Here is an 18,036-nt window from a genome sequence, read left to right as displayed (position 1 = left end):
ACGGGCTCACGGGCTCACGGCGAGGAAGATGTACGCGGCGAGGATCGCCAGGTGCACCCCGCCCTGGAGCAGCGTTGCCCGGCCCGGCACCACCGTCAGCGCGCCGACGACGACGGTGAGCGCGAGCAGCACCATGTGGGTGGCCCCGAGGCCGAGCACCAGCGGCCCCTCCAGCCAGATGGTCGCGAGCGCGATCACCGGGATCGTCAGTCCGATGCTCGCCATCGCCGAGCCGAGCGCCAGGTTCAGGCTCGTCTGCACGTGACCCCGGCGGGCGGCGCGTACGGCGGCGAGCGTCTCGGGCAGCAGCACGAGCAGCGCGATGACCACACCGACCACCGCCTGGGGAAGTCCCGCGGACTCCACCCGCGATTCGATGGTGGGCGACACCGCCTTGGCGTCGCCCACCACCGCGACGAGGGCGACGACCAGGAGTACGAGGCTGAGCACGGCGGCCGAGCGGCCGGGAGCTTCCACGTGGCCGTCGTCCGCGTCGTCCCTGACTTCCCCGTCGTGGGCGACGGAGACGAAGTACTCGCGATGGCGGATGGTCTGCACGCCGACGAACAGGCCGTAGAGCCCGAGAGAGGCGACGGCCGCGAACGTCAGTTGGGCCTGGGAGAACTCGGGCCCCGGCTTGCTGGTGGTGAAGGTCGGCAGCACCAGGCTGAGCGTGGCAAGGGTGGCCACGGTGGCCAGTGCGGCGCCGGCCCCCTCCGCGTTGAAGACGGCGACGCGGTTGCGCAGCGCGGCGACCAGCAGCGCGAGTCCGACGATCCCGTTGCAGGTGATCATGACGGCGGCGAAGACGGTGTCCCGTGCGAGCGACGCGGATTTGGGTCCTCCGTCGACCATCAGGGTGACGATGAGCGCGACCTCGATGACGGTCACGGCGACGGCGAGCACCAGTGAGCCGAACGGTTCCCCCACCCGGTGGGCGACCACCTCGGCGTGGTGCACGGCGGCGAGCACGGCTCCCGCGAGGCAGGCGGCGACTGCCACGACGGCCGCGAGCGGCAGGTCGCGGCCCCAGCTGAGCACCAGTGCGACGATCGCGAGCAGCGGAACCCAGACGGTCCACCGCTGCAAGACGGACATGAGGTTCACCGCGCTCATGCGTGCCAGGCTGCCAGCGCCCGGCGCCTCCCGCGCGACGAGCGGGCCCGCGCGCCCCGGCCGCCGGGCTGCCGCCGGTGGTGTCAGAGGGGCCGCTCGTACCCCTCCCAGTACGGTTCCCGCAACCTGCGCTTGTAGAGCTTGCCGTTCGGGTCCCGAGGCATCGCGGTGACGAAGTCGACGGACTTGGGCCGCTTGAAGCCGGCGAGCCGGCTCTCGCAGTGGGCGAGGATGTCGGCGGCCAGGGCCTCGCCGGGTTCGAGGCCGTCGGCCGGCTCGATCACGGCCTTGACCTCCTCGCCCCAGTCCGCGTGGGGAACGCCGAAGGCGGCCGCGTCGGCGACGGCGGGGTGGGTCAGCAGCACGGACTCGATCTCGGCCGGGTAGATGTTCACGCCGCCCGAGATGATCATGTCGATCTTGCGGTCGCGCAGGTAGAGGTAGCCGTCCTCGTCGAGATGGCCGAGGTCCCCGACGGTGAAGAAGTCACCGATGCGGTTGTTCCTCGTCTTGGTCTCGTCCTTGTGGTAACTGAAGCCGCCGGTTGTCATCTTCATGTAGACGGTGCCGAGTTCGCCGGGTGCCAGGCGCTTCCCGTCGTCGTCGAAGACGGCGAGTTCGCTGATGGGCCACGCCTTGCCGACGGTTCCGGGCCGCGCGAGCCACTCGTCGGCCGTGGCGAAGGCGCCTCCGCCCTCGCTGGCCGCGTAGTACTCCTCGACGCAGTTCCCCCACCACTCGATCATGGCTCGTTTCACATGGTCGGGGCAGGGGGCCGCTCCGTGGATGGCGTGCCTCATCGAGGAGACGTCGTACCGCTTCTTCACCTCGTCGGGCAGGGCCAGGAGCCGGTGGAACTGGGTGGGCACCATGTGGGTGTGCGTGCTCCGGTGGCCGTCGATGAGCCGGAGCATCTCCTCGGGCGTCCACTTGTCCATCAGGACGAGCGGGTGGCCGATGTGCAGGGCGGCGCTCGCGAACTGCAGCACGGCGGTGTGGTAGAGCGGCGAGCAGACGAGATGCACGTTGCCGTCGTACGGCTTGATGCCGAAGATGCCGAGGAATCCGCCGAGATAGGTCTCCTCGGGCAGCTTTCCGGGCAGGGGGCGGCGGATGCCGCGGGGGCGGCCGGTGGTGCCGGAGGTGTAGTTCATGACCCAGCCGAGGGTGCGGTCCTCCGGCGGGTGGGCCGGTTGCCCGTCGAGGAGCTCCGCGTACGGGCGGAATCCGGCCACGTTGCCGACGGCGTAACGGTGCTCGACGGGCAGCTTCGCCTCGTCGGCGGCGGACGCGGCCGCGTCGGCGAACCGTTCGTGGGCGAGGAGCACCTTGGCCCCGGAGTCGGAGACGATCCAGGCGATCTCCGGACCGACGAGATGGTGGTTGACGGGGACGAGGTAGAACCCGGCCTGACCGGCGGCGAGCGCGGCAGTGATCAGTTCGGCGCAATTGGGGAGGACCACGGCGAACGCGTCGCCGCGCCGCAGGCCGGCTGCCCTCAGCCCGTGCACGAGCCGGTTGACGTCTGCGTGCAGCCGTCCGGCCTGCCACTGCTCGCCGTCCGGTGCGGTGAGGACCGTGCGGCCGGGGTCTGCCGTGGCCTGGGCCCAGAAGCCGTTGCGGGGTTCGGTCATGCCGATTGCCTCCCGGCGATGCGGTTGATGCGGTCGACGGCCCGCTCGAAGCCACGGGTGAGGTCGTCGAAGACCTGCTGGACGGAGCGTTCGGAGTTCATCCGGCCGACGATCTGGCCGACCGGCGTTCCGAGCAGGGGCTCCACCTCGTGGCGCTGGATACGGGAGACGGCATCGGCGACGAGCAGGCCCTGCAGGGGCATGGGCAGGGTGCCGGGGCCGGCCGGGTCGTCCCAGGCGTCGGTCCATTCGGTGCGCAGCTGGCGGGCCGGTTTGCCGGTCAGCGCGCGCGAGCGGACGGTGTCGCCGGAGCCCGCGGCGAGCAGTTTCGCGGTGAGCGCGCGGGAACCGAGCGAGGCTTCGGTGGTAGTGAGCCACAGGGAGCCGAGCCACACTCCCTGAGCGCCGAGTGCGAGCCCGGCGGCGATCTGTTCGCCGCTGCCGATGCCGCCTGCGGCGAGCACGGGAAGCGGGGCGACGGCGTCGGCGACCTCGGGGGTGAGCACCATGGAGGCGATCTCGCCGGTGTGACCGCCTGCCTCGTATCCCTGCGCCACGACGATGTCGATGCCCGCCTCGGCGTGGTGCCGGGCGTGACGGGCGCTGCCCGCCAGGGCGGCGACGCGGACGCCGTGTGCGTGGGCGCGTTCGACGACGTCGGCGGGCGGGGAGCCGAGCGCGTTGGCGAGCAGGGCGATCGGGTAGGTGAAGGCGACGTCGAGCTGGCTGCGCGCGACCTGTTCCATCCAGCCGGTGATCCGCCAGCCGGAGGTCTCTCCGTCGGCGAGTTCGGGGACGCCGTGCTTGGCGAGGGTTTCGCGGACGAACCGGCGGTGGCCCTCGGGGATCATCGCCTCCACTTCGGCCTCCGTGACGCCCTCGACCTTCTTGGCGGGCATGACGACGTCGAGGCCGTACGGTTTGCCGTCGGTGTGGCCGTGGAGCCAGTCGAGGTCGCGTTCGAGGTCGTCGGGGGCGGTGTAGCGCACGGCGCCGAGGACGCCGAGGCCGCCTGCGCGGCTGATGGCGGCAGCCACCGCGGGGAACGGTGTGAAGCCGAAGATGGCGTGCTCGATTCCCAGTTGTCTGCTCAGCTCCGTCTCCATGGAGCGCAGGATGCCGTAGGCCGCCGGACGAGGGAAGACCTTTTCTGATGCAGCGTCAGATTCTTTCGACGGTTGACACTCGGGCCGTCCCGCAAGAAAGTTTCATCTGTCGCGGAAGATCCGAAAGATACTTTCAGGAAGGATTCCGGATGACCGAGGACGCACCGCACAGAGGGAGCAGGGGAATCAGCAGGCGGCGGCTGGGCGGCGGCATGCTGGCGCTGGGCGGCGCGCTCACCCTCGCGCCGATCCCGTTCGCCGCGGCATCGGCCACCGATGAGTCCTCGGGCTCCGGTTCCGGCGGGGGCGGCCCCGTCCACCGGCCCACTCTGCGGCGCGGCACCCCCGAACGAGCAGGGCTGCTCGCCACGCACCTCGACCAACTGGTCACCGACGCCGAGGCGTTCCTGGCCCCCTCCCCCAAGCACCCCTGGTACGCGGGGGCGGTACTGCTGGCCGGGCGCGGCGGCACGGTCGCCCTGCACCGGGGGATCGGCCGCGCCCTGCGCTACTCCTCGTACGACGAGGTGACCGACACGGCCGTGGAGCTGCCCGCCACGCAGCAGATCCCGATGCGCGAGGACACCGTCTTCGATCTCGCGTCCGTGTCCAAACTGTTCACCTCGATCCTTGCCGTGCAGCAGATCGAGCGCGGCGCTCTGGGGCTGGAGGCGACGGTCGCCTCGTATCTGCCCGAGTTCGCGGCCGCGGGCAAGCAGGACATCACCGTCCGTCAGCTGCTCACCCACACCTCGGGCTTCCGTGCCTGGATCCCGCTCTTCAAGGAGCCCACACAGGAGGGCAGGCTGCGGCTGTTGTGGAACGAGGCGCCCACCAGCTCGCCGGGCACCCGCTACCTGTACTCGGACCTGAACCTGATCTCGCTCCAGCTCGTCCTGGAGAAGATCACGGGCCGCCCCCTGGATGCACTGCTCCACGACGAGATCACCGCTCCGCTGGGGATGCACCGCACACGCTTCAACCCGCCCGCGGAGTGGAAGCCGAAGATCGCCGCCACCGAGGACGCCCGCTTGCCGTGGTCAGGGCTGGAACGGGGGCTGGTGTGGGGCGAGGTCCACGACGAGAACGCGTACAGCTTCGGCGGCGTCGCGGGCCACGCCGGAGTGTTCTCGTGCGCCTGGGATCTGGCCATCCTCGCGCGGACCCTGCTCAACGGCGGTGTCTACGGCCGCTCGCGGATCCTGCGGTCCGCGTCGGTCGAGCTGATGTTCACCGACTTCAACACCGCGTTCCCCGGTGACGAGCACGGACTCGGCTTCGAGCTCCAACAGCACTGGTACATGGGGGCGATGGCCACACCGCGGACCGCGGGCCACACCGGGTTCACCGGCACCAGCCTGGTCCTCGACCCGACCACCGACTCGTTCCTGATCGTGCTCGGCAACTCCGTGCATCCGGTGCGCAGCTGGCGCTCGGGCAGCGCACCGCGGGTGGCCGCCGCGAACAACATGGCCCGTGCCGTCGCCGTTCGCCCCGCTCACGGGCGCACGTCCTGGTTCTCCGGCATGGCCGCTGCGACGTCCGCGACGCTCACGCTGCCGCCACTCGGTCCGGCGGCCCGACTGCGCTGCTCTGTGTGGTGGGACACGGAACCGGGCGCCGACGCACTGTTCCTGGAGGCATCGACGGACGGCGGCACGACCTGGCAGCCGGTGCCGTTCACCACGGCGCTCGCCGGCGAAGGGGAGCAGACGCATCCCGCGGGCTCGGTGACCGGCTGGTCCGGGCGCCGCTGGCACCGGCTCGTGGCCGACCTGTCGGCGTGGCACGGCTCCGGGACGCGGCTGCGCTGGCGGTACACGACAGACCAGCTCTATGTCGGACGCGGCGCCTACGTCGACGGGCTCCGCGTCGAGGACGACCGGGGCCGCGCACTCTTCGACGAGGCACGCCCCGCGGACGCCGCGCGCATCGAGGCGTCCGGCTGGGCGCTCTCCCGGGACTGACGTCCCGGGAGGGCCCCGCCGGTCCACTGCGTCCGGATCAGCGGCCCAGCGCCGCCATCGCGGCGTTGTGGCCGGGCACGCCGCTGACGCCGCCGCCGCGCACGGCTCCGGCGCCGCAGAGCAGCACATTGGCGTGCGCGGTCTCCACACCCCAGCGCCCGGTCTCCCCGGTCGCGTACGGGTACGACAGGTCGCGGTGGAAGATGTGGCCTCCGGGCAGCCGCAGTTCGTGTTCGAGGTCGAGCGGTGTCTTGGCCTCGATGCACGGCTCGCCGTTCGCGTCGCGGGCGAGACAGTCCGCGATCGGCTCGTCGAGGTGCTTGTCGAGCTCGGCGAGTGTGGCTGCCAGCAGTTCGGCGCGCGTCGCGTCGTTGTCGGCGGCGAAGAGGCGGGCCGGGGTGTGCAGCCCGAACAGCGTCAGGGTCTGGTAGCCCTGTGCCACCAGCTCAGGGCCGAGGATCGAGGGGTCGGTCAGCGAGTGGCAGTAGATCTCGGACGGCGGCGCGCTCGGCAGCCGGCCCGACGCCGCTTCCCGGTACGCCACGGCCAACTGCTCGTAGCCCTCGGAGACATGGAACGTCCCCGCGAACGCGTCCTTCGGGTCGACACCGGCGTCACGCAGCCGCGGCAGCCGCCGAAGCAGCATGTTCACCTTCAACTGCGCGCCCTCGGCGGGCTCGGGCGGCTGCGTGCCGAACAGCGTGGCCAGCGCCTGCGGAGAGGCATTCACCAGCACCTGGCCCGCGGCGACCGTCCCCTCGCCGCCGGGGGCGGTGAAGGTGACCTCGGCCCGTGCCCCGTCGGTCTCGATCCCGGTCACCTCGTGTTCGAGGACGATCTCCGCACCGGCCTTGCGTGCCGCGCCCGCGAGCGCGTCGGTGAGCGCCCCCATGCCGCCGACGGGCACGTCCCAGTCGCCCGTGCCGCCGCCGATGACGTGGTACAGGAAGCAGCGGTTCTGCAGCAGCGACGGGTCATGGGCGTCGGCGAACGTGCCGATCAGCGCGTCGGTGAGCACCACGCCCCGGACCAGGTCGTCGGCGAACCTCTTCTCGATCCCGACACCGATCGGCTCCTCGAACAGCATCCGCCAGGCCGCCTCGTCCCCGACGCGCTCACGCAGCGCCTCCCGTGACGGAAGCGGTTCGGTGAGCGTCGGGAACACGCGCTCGGCCACCTCACGCGTGGTGCCGTAGAACTCCTGCCAGGCCGCGTACTCCCGGTGCCCTCCGGTGATCCGGGCGAACGACTCGGCCGTACCGGCGCCGCCGACCAGCAGTCCGCCGCTGCCGCTCGGCGTGTACGACGAAACGGTCCGCTTGCGTACGGCGAAGTCCAGCTCCAGATCACGCACGATCTTGTCGGGCAACAGCGAGACGAGGTAGGAGAACTGCGACAGCCGGGCGTCGACCCCGGGGAAGGGGCGGGTGGACACGGCCGCTCCCCCGGTGATCGCGCGGCGCTCCAGCAGCAGGACGGAGCGCCCGGCACGGGCGAGGTAGGCGGCGGCGACCAGGCCGTTGTGGCCGCCACCGACGATGACGACGTCGTACGAGGCGTGTGCAGGCATGGCCGGACCCTAGCCGGTAACGGTCCAGGGCGCGCGACCCGGTCCGGCCACGCCTTACTGCCGGCGGCGCATGCCCATCAGGCCCCTCAGCGCCCCGGGGCGTCGTTCTGCTGCCGCAGCGCGGCCACGCGCCGGTAGAGCTCGACGGCCTCGGCGTGCCGCCCCAGCTGCTCCAGGCAGTGGGCCTCGTCGTTGTGGCTGGCAAGGGTGTCCGGGTGCTCGGGGCCGAGCACCCGCTCCCGCGCCGAGGCCACCTGACGGTAGGCGGCGTGCGCGTCGTGCCAGCGGCCCAGCCAGCCGAGGCCCACGGCGACCTCGCGGCGGCTGACGAGCGTGTCGGGATGGTCAACACCGAGCACCTGCTCACGCAGGGCGCACACCTCGCGTGCCTCCGCCAACGCTTCCTGCCAGCGGGCGAGCCGCCCCAGATTCACCCCGAGCGTGTGCCGGGCCCGAAGCGTCTCGGGGTCGGCGGGGCCGTTGACCCGCGTGCGGTCGTCGACCAGGCCCCTGAAGAGGTCCAGCGCTTCGGCGCTGCGGCCCAGCCGGCCCAGACTGATACCGATCTCGTACCGGGCTGCGAGGGTGTCGGGGTGGTCGGCTCCGAGCGCCTGCGCGCGTGCGCCGGCGACGTCGCGGTAGGTGGCGAGCGCCTCCGGCCAGCGGCCGAGCCGGCCGAGGGCGTAGGCGACCTCGTAGCGGGTGACGAGCGTGTCGGGATGCCCCGCACCGAGGACACGGGCGCGGGCGTTCGCCACGTCGTCGGCCATGCGGTACGACTCCTCGACCAGGCCGAGCCTGCTGAGGTTGAACGCGAGGTTGTGGCGGCAGCGCAGCGTGTCGGGATGGTCGGGGCCCATGGTGCGTTCGCGGGATTCGAGGACCGTCTCGTACACGCGGTGCGCCTCGGCGTGGCGGCCGAGCTGGCCGAGCACGTAGGCGGTCTCCTGGCGTGCCGCGAGGGTGTCGGGGTGGTCGGGCCCGAGTGCCCTCTCCCGGCCGCCGGTGACATGCCCGAACTCCCCCAGTGCGGCGGCGGCTCGCCCGGTGCGGCTGAAAGTGAATCCCATTTCGTAGCGGCTGGAGAGGGTGTCGGGATGGTCGGGGCCGAGCAGGGAGGCCCGTTCGGCCGCAACCGCACGGTGGACCTCGCCCGCCTCGTCCCAGCGGCCGAGCCGGCCGAGGCTGAGACCCGCGCTGTGCCGGCTGGCGAGGACGGCAAGGAGTTCGGGCGGAGGGGTGGGACGCTCCCCAGCACCGTGGGTTCCGGTCGCCAGGGCCCGGGGGCCGGACTGCGCAGGGATGCGGTCGACCGCCGGGGGGTTGGTCCACGCGCCGGTGAGGGCTGCGGCGTGATCGGGCAGGCACGTCCTCGCGGATTGGGTGCCGGTGGCCTTGAGTCCGGTCGTCATGCCCCGCGTCCAGTCCGGCATGCCGACATCCCGGTCGGGACGCACGGGCACGCGCTGCGCGGGCACCGGCGGGCGGGCGGTGCCGGAACGGCCGTCGGTCCCGATGCGCCGGCGCAGATCGGCCGCGTCCGCGGGCCGCTCGCCGGGGGTCTTGGCGAGCAGATCGAGCACGATCCGCTCCAGGAACTCGGGGATCTCCGCCCGCAGTTCACGCAGCGGCCTGGGGGCCGTGTCGCGGTGCCCGACGAGGATCGCCCAGGTATCGTCGAGGTCGAACGGCGGGGCGCCGGTGGCCAGTTCGTAGAGCACGCAGCCCAGCGAGTACAGATCGCTGCGGTGGTCGACCGCGCCCCCGCCGATCTGTTCCGGCGACATGTAGTGCGGGGTTCCCATGGCGATGCCGGTGCCGGTGAGCTTGGACGTGAAGCCGATGTCGGCGCCGAGGCGCGCTATGCCGAAGTCACAGATCTTCACCGCGCCGCTGCCGAGCCGGATGATGTTGGCGGGCTTGAGGTCGCGGTGCACGATGCCCTGTTCATGGGTGTACGCGAGGGCGTCGGCGATCTGGTCGGCGATGTCGACGACGTCAGGGACGGGCAGCGGCTGCTGTGCGCTGTCCTCCATCAGCTGGCTGAGGTTGCGGCCCTCCAGCAGCTCCATCACCAGGTAGAGCACCCCGTCGTTCTCGCCGAAATCATGGACGACGGTGACCCCGCGGTGCTGGAGCGCAGCCGCCACCCGCGCCTCCCGGCGGAAGCGTTCCCGCAGGACTCCTGTGAACGACTGGTCGTGCTGATGGCCCATCGGCTTGAGGCACTTGACGGCGACGCGGCGGCCGAGCGACTCGTCGCGTGCCCGCCACACCTCGCCCATGCCGCCGCGCCCGATGAGATCGAGCAGTCGGTACCGGCCGTGGATCAGCCTGGTTTCCGCCATCTCGTGCTGTCGCCCCCGTCGCTGTCCTGCCTCCCCGGCCCGTCCAGTGTGACTCCTCCCTCCGAATATATCCGGACGGCTTCTCGCGTCAGTGGCCCAGGCCACCGTCAGGAAGGGCCAGCCCGGCCCTGATGGCGACGTTGAGTGCACCGACCTGATCGGCGTTGGCGGTGTGCCCGCACCGGGTGCACTCGAACTTCTTTTGGGTGGTGCGGTTCTCGCCGGACACATGCCCGCAGGCGGGGCAGGTGCGGGAGGTGTTGCGGGGGTCCACCGGGATCACAGCACGAGTGGCGCTTGCAGCCTTCTGCGCGAGGATGCCCAGAAACACCCCCCAACCCGCATCGTGGATCCACTTGTTCAACCCAGCCTTCGCGCCAGCGCCGTTCGGCAGGAAGCTGTCGGGCTGCTCAGGGTCGGGCTTCGGCTTGGGTGCGCGGACCATGTTCGCGATGCTCAGCCGCTCGTGCGCGATCACGTCGTAGGCGCGGACCAGTGCAAGAGCGGTCTTGTGCGCGTGGTCGGTGCGCTGACGGCGCACCTTGCGATGCAGCCCCGCGACCTTCTCAACCGCCCGGCGGTGCTTGACGCTGCGGTTCTCCCGCTTGCGCCGCGGGAACGCCTTGAGGGCGCGCTGGGCATCGGCGAGAGCTTCAGCATTGCGCCGGCCGTGCCTCGGGTTGGCGAGGTGCTCACCCTCGGAGGTGGTGAGGAAGTGGGCTATGCCCATGTCGATGCCGGTCACGGCGCCGGTAGTGGGCAGCGGTTCGGCAGGAACCTCGTCACAGGCGAGGATGACGTACCACTGCCGCCCCTCGCGCTTGACGCTCACGGTCTTGACCCGGCCCTTCACCGGCCGGTGCTGGTGGACGCGGACATGCCCGACACCTTGCAGCCGGACGCGGGTAACCGGGTCGTGCGGCGTGGAGCCCCAGCGGCAGCCGTCACCGTCCTTCGGGAAGTCCACCGTGTCGAACCAGTTCACACCCCGGAAGCGGGGGTACCCGGGCTTCTCCCCCGCCTTCAGTCGGCGGAAGAACGCCTGGAATGCCTTGTCGAGACGGCGAAGTGTCGCCTGCTGTGACGAGAACGACCACCGGCCCTGCCGCTCGGGGTCGAACGCCCGGATCTCCTTGAGCTGAGCGGACTGCTGCCCGTACTTGATGCCCGTCTTGGAGACATGCCGGTAGGCGTCCCGGCGTTCCTGCAACGCGCCGTTGTAGAGGGAACAGTGATCCCGCAGCATCTCGCCGAGCGCGGCGGCCTGGCGGACAGTGGGACGGAGGAGGAACTTGTACGCCCGATGCACGGTCGGCCTCCTCCTTCTACTTCTTCGTCCAGGGGCGTTCTCACTGCGTGTTGATGTACCTCGCCACCGTGTCCGCGTTGACCGCACGGGCCCACGCGACGAAGAAAGACGACGAGAGCGTGGGCATCCGCGACTTCAGATTATGCATCCAGTGGTCCCTTCGCCAGCTATCTGATCGCAGCCTGTCTGCGGAGTTTGTACGGGGTGGGGCGTGTGCCGGGCCCGAGTCGTGACATCGCTTTCAGAATGTGACCGGGCGGTAGTTGCCAGCGTATCCGGGAGGGGATGCAGCGCAGCAGATTGGCCGTGGCGACGAGCCGGTGGTCGACGCGGTCGGGCGCGGGGGCCGGTCTGCCGTACAGCTCGTGGGCGAACGGCGGCAGTGCGTCATAGGCGAGCCGTGCGACGTGCCGCCACAGCACCTCGCGAACGGGGACCAGCAGTGGGCCGATCGGAGGTCGGCGCAGGAAGGCGTCGACCTCCCGCGCTTCGGGTCCGGCGGAGAGCTCGGGGCGCACGCGGTCGAAGTAGGCGGCGAGCTGCGCCCGGTCGGCGGGGACTGCAGCGGGGTCCAGGCCGACCAGCCGGGCGGCTTCGCGCTGCTCGTCGAGATACCGGTCGGCGTGGACGCCGTCGATCGGGAGCCCGGAGCGCCGTGCCACCTCCAGGTAGGAGGCGACCTCTGCGCAGTGCACCCACAGCAGCAGCGCGGGCTCGTCGACCCCGTAGCGCCCGCCCGTCGCGGGGTCGGTGACCCCCAGGTGTGCGTGGATGCGGCGAACCCGGGCACCCGCCCTCTCCGCGGCCGCGGAGGTGCCGTAGGTGATGGTGCCGACGAAGTTCGCGGTGCGCATGAGCCGGCCCCAGGCGTCACGCTGGAAGTCGCTGTTCTGCATGACGCCGCGGACGGCGCGGGGGTGCAGCGCCTGCAGATAGAGCGCGCGGACGCCCGCGATCCACATCACCGGGTCGCCGTGGATGTTCCAGGTGACGGAGTCGGGTCCGAACAGCCCGGGGTCGGCTTCTGTCATATCAACGTCGTACCCGCGGCATCCCCAGTCCGATCCAGGAGATGATCTCGCGCTGGATCTCGTTGTTGCCGCCGCCGAAGGTGAAGATCACGGCGGAGCGGTAGCCGCGCTCCAGTTCGCCGCGGAGCACGGCTCCGGCCGAGCCCTCCTTGAGGGGACCGGCGGCGCCGGCGATCTCCATCAGCCAGGCGTACGCGTCGCGCCGGGCCTCGGAACCGTAGACCTTGACGGCGCTGGCGTCCTGAGGGGTGAGGGTGCCGTTCTGGACAGCGTTGACCATCTGCCAGTTGAGGAGCTTCATCGCGTCGAGGCGGGCGTGGGTGCGGGCGAGCCGGCCGCGGACCCAGCCGAGGTCGATGACGCGGCGGCCGTCGGCGAGTTTGGTCCCGGCGGCCCAGCGCTGGACGTCGTGGAGCGCCCGGATGGCCATGGTGCCGTGGGCGGCGAGGGTGACGCGTTCGTGGTTGAGCTGGTTGGTGATCAGCCGCCAGCCCTTGTTCTCCTCCCCGACACGGTGGGACGCGGGCACGCGGACGTTCTCGTAATAGCTGGCGGTGGTGTCGTGGGAGGCGAGGGTGTTGATCAGCGTGCAGGAGTAGCCGGGGTCCGACGTCGGTACGAGCAGCATGGTGATGCCCTTGTGCGGCGGGGCCTCGGGGTCGGTGCGCACGGCGAGCCAGACCCAGTCGGCCGTGTCGCCGTTGGTGGTCCATATCTTCTGGCCGTTGACCGTGTAGTGGCCGTCTCTCTCGTCGCCCTCGCGCACCGCGCGGGTCTTCAGCGCGGCGAGGTCGGTGCCCGCGTCGGGTTCGCTGTAGCCGATGGCGAAGTCGATCTCACCGGACAGGATCTTCGGCAGGAACGTCGCCTTCTGCTCCTCGGTTCCGTACCGCATGAGCGTCGGGCCGACGGTGTTCAGGGCCATCAGCGGCAGCGGCACGCCCGCCTGGGCGGCTTCGTCGAAGAAGATGAACTGCTCCATGGGGCTCAGCCCGCGGCCGCCGTACTCCTCGGGCCAGCCCACGCCGAGCCAGCCGTCCGTGCCGAGTGTGCGGATCGTCTCGCGGTAGAACCGCTTCTGGGCGCTCGGCTCCGCGTACCGCGCATGGGCGTCGGCGGGGACCAGCTCGGCGAAGTACGTGCGCAGCTCGGCGCGCAACTGCTGTTGCTGCGGCGTGTAGTGAAGGTGCACGGCGCCTCCAGGCGTCTCGCGGTCCGTGACATGCGCGGCGGCGCGCACACAGTAGAACCTGTTGCAAGAATCCGGAAGGGCCGTGCGCGTGCGTGCACCCGGACAGGGCCTAGAGGGAGCGGTACACGGCGTCCACGAGCGCCATCTTGCGCGGGTCGTCGGCGATGTGCGGGCCCATGCGGTTCATGACGTACCCGACGGAGAGGTGCGCTTCCGGGTCGGCGAGCCCGCAGGAACCGCCGAAGCCGTCGTGGCCGAACGCCCTGGGGTTGGGGCCGTACGAACCGTTCTCGCCGCTGAGCCACAGACCGAGCGCCACCTCGGTCTCGTGCGCGAATCCGGCGCCGAGGACGATGTCCCGGCAGGCGCCCTGTCCCTCGCGCACCCGTTCCGCGGCCTCGGCGCTCAGCACCCTGCGGCCGGCCAGCTCCCCGCGCCCGGCGAGTATCCCGTAGAGGGCGGCGACGGCGCGGGCGGTGCCGTGCCCGTTGGCGGCGGGGATGTGGGCGGCGCGCCAGGCCGGCGAGTTGGCGGCGTCGGCGCCGGTCGAGGGGTTGAGCAGGGCGGCGAGCGCCACGGGCTCCAACTGGGCGAAGATCGCGGCCTGTTCGCTGGTGGGCGCGGCCGAGGGATGCACCAGTTCCGCGACCCGGCCGCTCTCGCTCTCGGGCAGGCCGACGGTGAAGTCGATCCCGAGCGGCTCCGTGATCTCCTGCCGCAGGAAGTCCCCCGGCAGCTGCCCGGAGATCCGGCGCACGACCTCGCCCACCAGGAAGCCGTAGGTCATGGCGTGGTAGCCGGAGCGCGTTCCCGGCTCCCACCAGGGCTCCGTCGCGGCCAGCCGTGCGCAGGTCAGTTCCCAGTCGTACAGCTCGTCGAGCGAGTGCGGCTCGCGCAGTCCGGCGAGTCCCGCACGGTGCGAGAGCAGATGGCGCACGAGCACCTTCTCCTTGCCCGACGCGGCGAACTCGGGCCAGTACGCGGCCACCGGCGCGTCCAGGTCGAGCAGCCCGCGGTCGGCGAGCAGGTGGGCGCACAGCGCGGTCGGGCCCTTGGTCGTGGACCACACGTTGACCAGGGTGTCCCGCTCCCATGCCCTGGTACGCCCGGCGTCGGCCCAGCCGCCCCACAGATCGACTACCGGCTCGCCGCCCGCCAGGACGGTGACGGCGGCGCCGAGCTCGCCCCGCTCGCGGAAGTTCTCCTCGAACGCGGCACGTACGGCCGCGAACCGCTCGTCGCAGTGGCCTTCGATCCGGGGTGCGCTCTCCGTCATGGGGACCCTCCGTCGCCTGGATGCCTGCCGGACCCGCCGCGCCCGGTTCCAGCGAACATACCGACTGGTCGGACTGAAGGGGAAGGGGCCGTACGGAACAGGCCGGCCGGTGCGCGAGGATGGCACCGGGAAGATCCCCGAAACGCCCTCGGAAGGACGAAAGATGGCCCCCGGTGAACACGACGACACCGTACTGCTGCGGACCGAGGGCCGCGCCGCCTGCATCACGCTCAACCGCCCGCGGGCCATCAACGCCCTCACCCATGCGATGGTCCGCACCATCGACGCCGCCCTGGCCGGCTGGGAGCAGGACGAGTCGGTCGACACCGTGCTGATCACCGGCGCCGGCGAACGCGGCCTGTGCGCGGGCGGCGACATCCGCGCCATCCACGACGACGCACGCTCCGGCCGACGCGCCTCGGTCGCGTTCTGGCGCGACGAGTACCGGCTCAACGCCCGCATCGCCCGCTACCCCAAGCCGTACGTGGCCCTGATGGACGGCATCGTGATGGGCGGCGGGGTCGGCGTGTCCGCGCACGGAAGCGTCCGGATCGTCACCGAGCGGTCGAGGATCGCGATGCCGGAGACCGGCATCGGCTTCGTCCCCGACGTCGGCGGCACCCATCTGCTGGCGCAGGCGCCGGGAGAGCTCGGCACCCACCTCGCGCTGACCGGCAGCGCGGTGGGCGCGGGCGATGCGCTGCTGCTGGGACTCGCCGATCACTATGTGCCGTCCGCACGGCTGGCGGCACTCGCCTCGGCCGTGACGTCCGTCGGCGCGGCCGAAGCGGTGCGGCGGCACGCCGAACCCGCTCCGGCGCCCGCACTCGCCGAAGCACGCGGATGGATCGACCACTGCTACGCCGCGGACACCGTCGAGGAGATCGTCGAGCGCCTCCACGAGTGCGGCGAGAGCGAGGCCAAGGAAACCGCCGCGACGATCCTCGGCCGCTCCCCGCTCGCCCTCAAGATCACCCTGGAATCGATGCGCCGGGCGAGGTCACTGGGCGCCCTGGAGCCCGTCCTCGAACAGGAGTTCCGCGTTTCGTGCGCAGCACTCTCCTCGCCGGACCTGGTCGAGGGGATCCGGGCCCAGGTCGTCGACAAGGACCGCGACCCGCGCTGGTCCCCGGCGCTGCTCTCGGGGGTGTCACGCGCGGAGGTGGAGCGCCACTTCGGGCCCGTCGCGGAGGGGACCCTGGGGCTCACCGGCTGATCCCGGCTCAGCGCTGGGCCCGCAGCAGCAGGAGCGCGGTGTCGTCGCCGCGCGACCTGCTCGGCGAGCTGTCGTCCAGCAGGCTGTCCGCCAGCGCCTCCAGGGACATGTCGGTCCCCCGTGCCAGCCGGGCCGCCAGATCGGCCAGGGCGTCCTCGATGTCCGTACCGGGGCGCTCGATGAGTCCGTCCGTGTAGAGCACCAGCACGGAACCGGGGCGCAGCGGCACCGAGGTCGTCGGATAGACCGAGGACGGGTCGATGCCGAGGAGCGGCCCGCCCGCGATGTCGAGCACATGCACGCGCCCGTCCGGATCGCGCAGCAGCGGCTGCGGATGACCGGCCCGGGCAAGCAGCGCCCGGTGGTCCGGCAGGTCGAGGTGCAGATAGATGCAGCTGGCCAGCAGTTCGGCGTCCAGGTCGATGAGCAGCCGGTTCGTGCTCGCCATCACCCGGCCCGGCGACTGGCCGACGGCCGTGTACGCCCGGACCGCGGTGCGTACCTGGCCCATCATCCCGGCGGCGGCGACATTGTGTCCCTGTACGTCCCCGATGACGGCGGCCGCGTCCGCCCGGGCGGGCGCTTCACCGCCCGTGGCCGTCCGCATCAGGTCGTAGAAGTCGCCGCCGATGTCCATGCCCTGGGTGCCGGGCAGATAGCGTGCGGCGACCTCCAGACCGGGCAGCCTCGGCAGGCTGTGCGGCAGCAACGCCGACTGCAGGCCGTGGGCAAGTCGGTGTTTGGCGTCGTAGAGCCGGGCCCGCTCCAGCGCCTGGGCGATCAGACCGCCGAGGCTGGTGAGCATCGTGCGTTCCTCGGTGGTGAAGTGGTGCGGCTCGGAGTAGCCGAGGACACAGGTCCCGACGGAACGGCCGGACGCGATCAGCGGCAGATACGCCCAGGCGGACATGCCGTCCGGCGTCGCACTGCGGCTCGGGTAGATGTGCTCCAGCTGCGCACGTGACTCGAAGAACGACGGCACACCGGTCGCCAGGGCGTGCGAGCCGGGCGTGTGCGCGGTGAGCGGGGTGCCGTCGAAGCGTTCGACGATCACCGGGTCGTCGTAGCCGCGGTACCCCAGCACACGAAGCCGTCCTGCGTCGGCGGCCAGCATCACCAGAGCGCGACTGCCGACCGCCGGCATGATCTCGTCGGCGACCAGCTCGACCACGTCCGACACCCCCACGGCCTCGGTGAGCGCGCTCGCCAGGGCGAGAAGGTGCGAGATGGCGACCAGGCCGGCGGGCCGGCTGCCGGGGGGCCTGTCCGGCTGCACGTCCTGGACCGTTCCGCTCGCCCTGGTGACCTGCACGGTGATACCGCTGCGGCTCGGGTGCAGGTGGAACATGAGCCAGTCCTGGGGCGGCCTCAGCGCCACGAACGACGTGCTGTGCTGACTGAACAGGGCGGCGCGGTAGCGGTCCTCGTACACGGGGTCGTTCAACCACGGCAGGGTGGCCCACAACTGAGCGCCGAGCAGCTCGGCGACCGGCACCCCTACGAACTCGGCCATCGCCGGATTGGCGAACGTGACCCGGCCGTTCACATCGAGCGAGCACATCCCCTCCGGCACCCGCGCGACCATCTGCACCGCCTCGACCACGCCGATGTCGCCCGCCATGGGAGCCGTACCGGCGAAATCGGCCTCGGGACTGACCGTGTGCCCACGTGCCGCTGCCCGCTCGAGCCGCTGTGCGAGCCGGTCGCATGCGGACACCAGCCGGGCGCGCTCGACTGCGGAGATCTCGGGCGGGTGGGTGCCGGGCCAGGTCACGAACACCGCTCCGTATGCAGCGTCCGCGGTGGCGATCGGCAGCGCGGCCAGCGAGAAGGGGTACGGCAGCACGACGGAGATCCGCGGATAGCGGCGGGCCATCTCCTCCTCGCCCGGCACCCAGATGAGCCGCCGCTCACGCAGGGCGTCGGCGACGGGAATCGGTGAGGACAGCGCGACGCGCTCCCACGGGGCGGCAAACGCGCGGGGAAGCCCGGCCATGACGGCCATCTCGAGCACCTGCTCGGCACGCTCGAGGAGATAGACGGCCCCGGCGTGGGCCCGGACGTCATCCATCATCCCGGCCAGCGCGAAGGAGAGCAGCGGGTGGGAGCCCTCGCCTCCCCCGTCCGCCGGCGCAGCCCCGGAGGCGGGCCGATCGGGCACGGGACCACCTCCTCGGGACGCTCAGGTCCAAGGCTGCCCGTTACGGGGCCGTCCCGCATGCCCTGGGGCGGGCGGCGGCCCGGGTCACGCTGCCGAGCGTGGCCGGGCCC

Annotated in this window: 12 protein-coding genes and 1 pseudogene; 2 read left to right on the top strand and 11 right to left on the bottom strand. The window is 71.6% G+C overall.

From position 1 onward, the window contains the following. Positions 1–6 precede the first annotated feature (6 nt). The 3 genes from AC067Z_RS28990 to AC067Z_RS28980 all read right to left on the bottom strand — a co-directional run bounded on the left by AC067Z_RS28990 (position 7) and on the right by AC067Z_RS28980 (position 3,856). Complete coding sequence (locus AC067Z_RS28990) at positions 7–1,116, bottom strand: calcium:cation antiporter (protein ID WP_478792584.1); 1,110 nt, start codon at positions 1,114–1,116, stop codon at positions 7–9. 83 nt (positions 1,117–1,199) lie between these two features. Next, positions 1,200–2,750 carry an acyl-CoA synthetase gene (locus tag AC067Z_RS28985; protein ID WP_478792583.1) on the bottom strand — a complete coding sequence of 517 codons (1,551 nt, stop codon included), beginning with the start codon at positions 2,748–2,750 and terminating at the stop codon, positions 1,200–1,202. Next, entirely contained in the window at positions 2,747–3,856 is a 1,110-nt protein-coding gene (locus tag AC067Z_RS28980) for an NAD(P)H-dependent flavin oxidoreductase (protein WP_478792582.1), read from the bottom strand. Before AC067Z_RS28980 ends, AC067Z_RS28985 begins: the two co-directional genes overlap by 4 nt. Positions 3,857–4,005: 149 nt before the next feature. On the opposite strand from AC067Z_RS28980, the gene AC067Z_RS28975 reads away from it, so the two are divergent. After that, on the top strand, positions 4,006–5,823 hold the full coding sequence (locus AC067Z_RS28975) for a serine hydrolase domain-containing protein (protein ID WP_478792581.1): 1,818 nt from the start codon (positions 4,006–4,008) through the stop codon (positions 5,821–5,823). 37 nt (positions 5,824–5,860) lie between these two features. Here AC067Z_RS28975 and AC067Z_RS28970 read toward each other — a convergent pair whose 3' ends face one another. The 7 genes and pseudogenes from AC067Z_RS28970 to AC067Z_RS28940 all read right to left on the bottom strand — a co-directional run bounded on the left by AC067Z_RS28970 (position 5,861) and on the right by AC067Z_RS28940 (position 14,549). Further along, positions 5,861–7,393: a phytoene desaturase family protein gene (locus tag AC067Z_RS28970; protein WP_478792580.1), complete on the bottom strand. Its 1,533-nt coding sequence runs from the start codon at positions 7,391–7,393 to the stop codon at positions 5,861–5,863. A gap of 86 nt (positions 7,394–7,479) precedes the next feature. Next, positions 7,480–9,741, bottom strand: coding sequence for a serine/threonine-protein kinase (locus AC067Z_RS28965; RefSeq protein WP_478792579.1), 2,262 nt, complete (start codon positions 9,739–9,741; stop codon positions 7,480–7,482). 88 nt (positions 9,742–9,829) lie between these two features. Beyond that, positions 9,830–11,050, bottom strand: coding sequence for an RNA-guided endonuclease InsQ/TnpB family protein (locus tag AC067Z_RS28960; protein ID WP_478792578.1), 1,221 nt, complete (start codon positions 11,048–11,050; stop codon positions 9,830–9,832). 40 nt (positions 11,051–11,090) lie between these two features. Next, positions 11,091–11,192: pseudogene (locus AC067Z_RS28955) on the bottom strand (IS200/IS605 family transposase); the annotation flags it as partial. Positions 11,193–11,217: 25 nt separating this feature from the next. Next, a complete protein-coding gene (locus AC067Z_RS28950; protein ID WP_478792577.1) occupies positions 11,218–12,081 on the bottom strand; it encodes an oxygenase MpaB family protein in 864 nt (287 codons plus the stop codon). A 1-nt stretch (position 12,082) separates the two neighbouring features. Next, on the bottom strand, positions 12,083–13,273 hold the full coding sequence (locus AC067Z_RS28945) for an acyl-CoA dehydrogenase family protein (RefSeq protein ID WP_478792576.1): 1,191 nt from the start codon (positions 13,271–13,273) through the stop codon (positions 12,083–12,085). 109 nt (positions 13,274–13,382) lie between these two features. After that, on the bottom strand, positions 13,383–14,549 hold the full coding sequence (locus AC067Z_RS28940) for a serine hydrolase domain-containing protein (RefSeq protein WP_478792575.1): 1,167 nt from the start codon (positions 14,547–14,549) through the stop codon (positions 13,383–13,385). A 163-nt stretch (positions 14,550–14,712) separates the two neighbouring features. Here AC067Z_RS28940 and AC067Z_RS28935 point away from each other — a divergent pair, with 163 nt between their 5' ends. After that, entirely contained in the window at positions 14,713–15,765 is a 1,053-nt protein-coding gene (locus tag AC067Z_RS28935) for an enoyl-CoA hydratase/isomerase family protein (RefSeq protein ID WP_478792574.1), read from the top strand. Between the two features lie 7 nt (positions 15,766–15,772). Here the strand turns inward: AC067Z_RS28935 and AC067Z_RS28930 are convergent, their stop codons facing one another. Next, the gene (locus tag AC067Z_RS28930; protein ID WP_478792573.1) at positions 15,773–17,926 is read right to left on the bottom strand and encodes a SpoIIE family protein phosphatase; all 2,154 of its coding nucleotides are present in this window, start codon (positions 17,924–17,926) and stop codon (positions 15,773–15,775) included. Positions 17,927–18,036 lie beyond the last annotated feature (110 nt).

This window comes from Streptomyces sp. NPDC043812, assembly GCF_056436245.1.
This window is presented reverse-complemented; position numbering and strand designations above follow the sequence as displayed.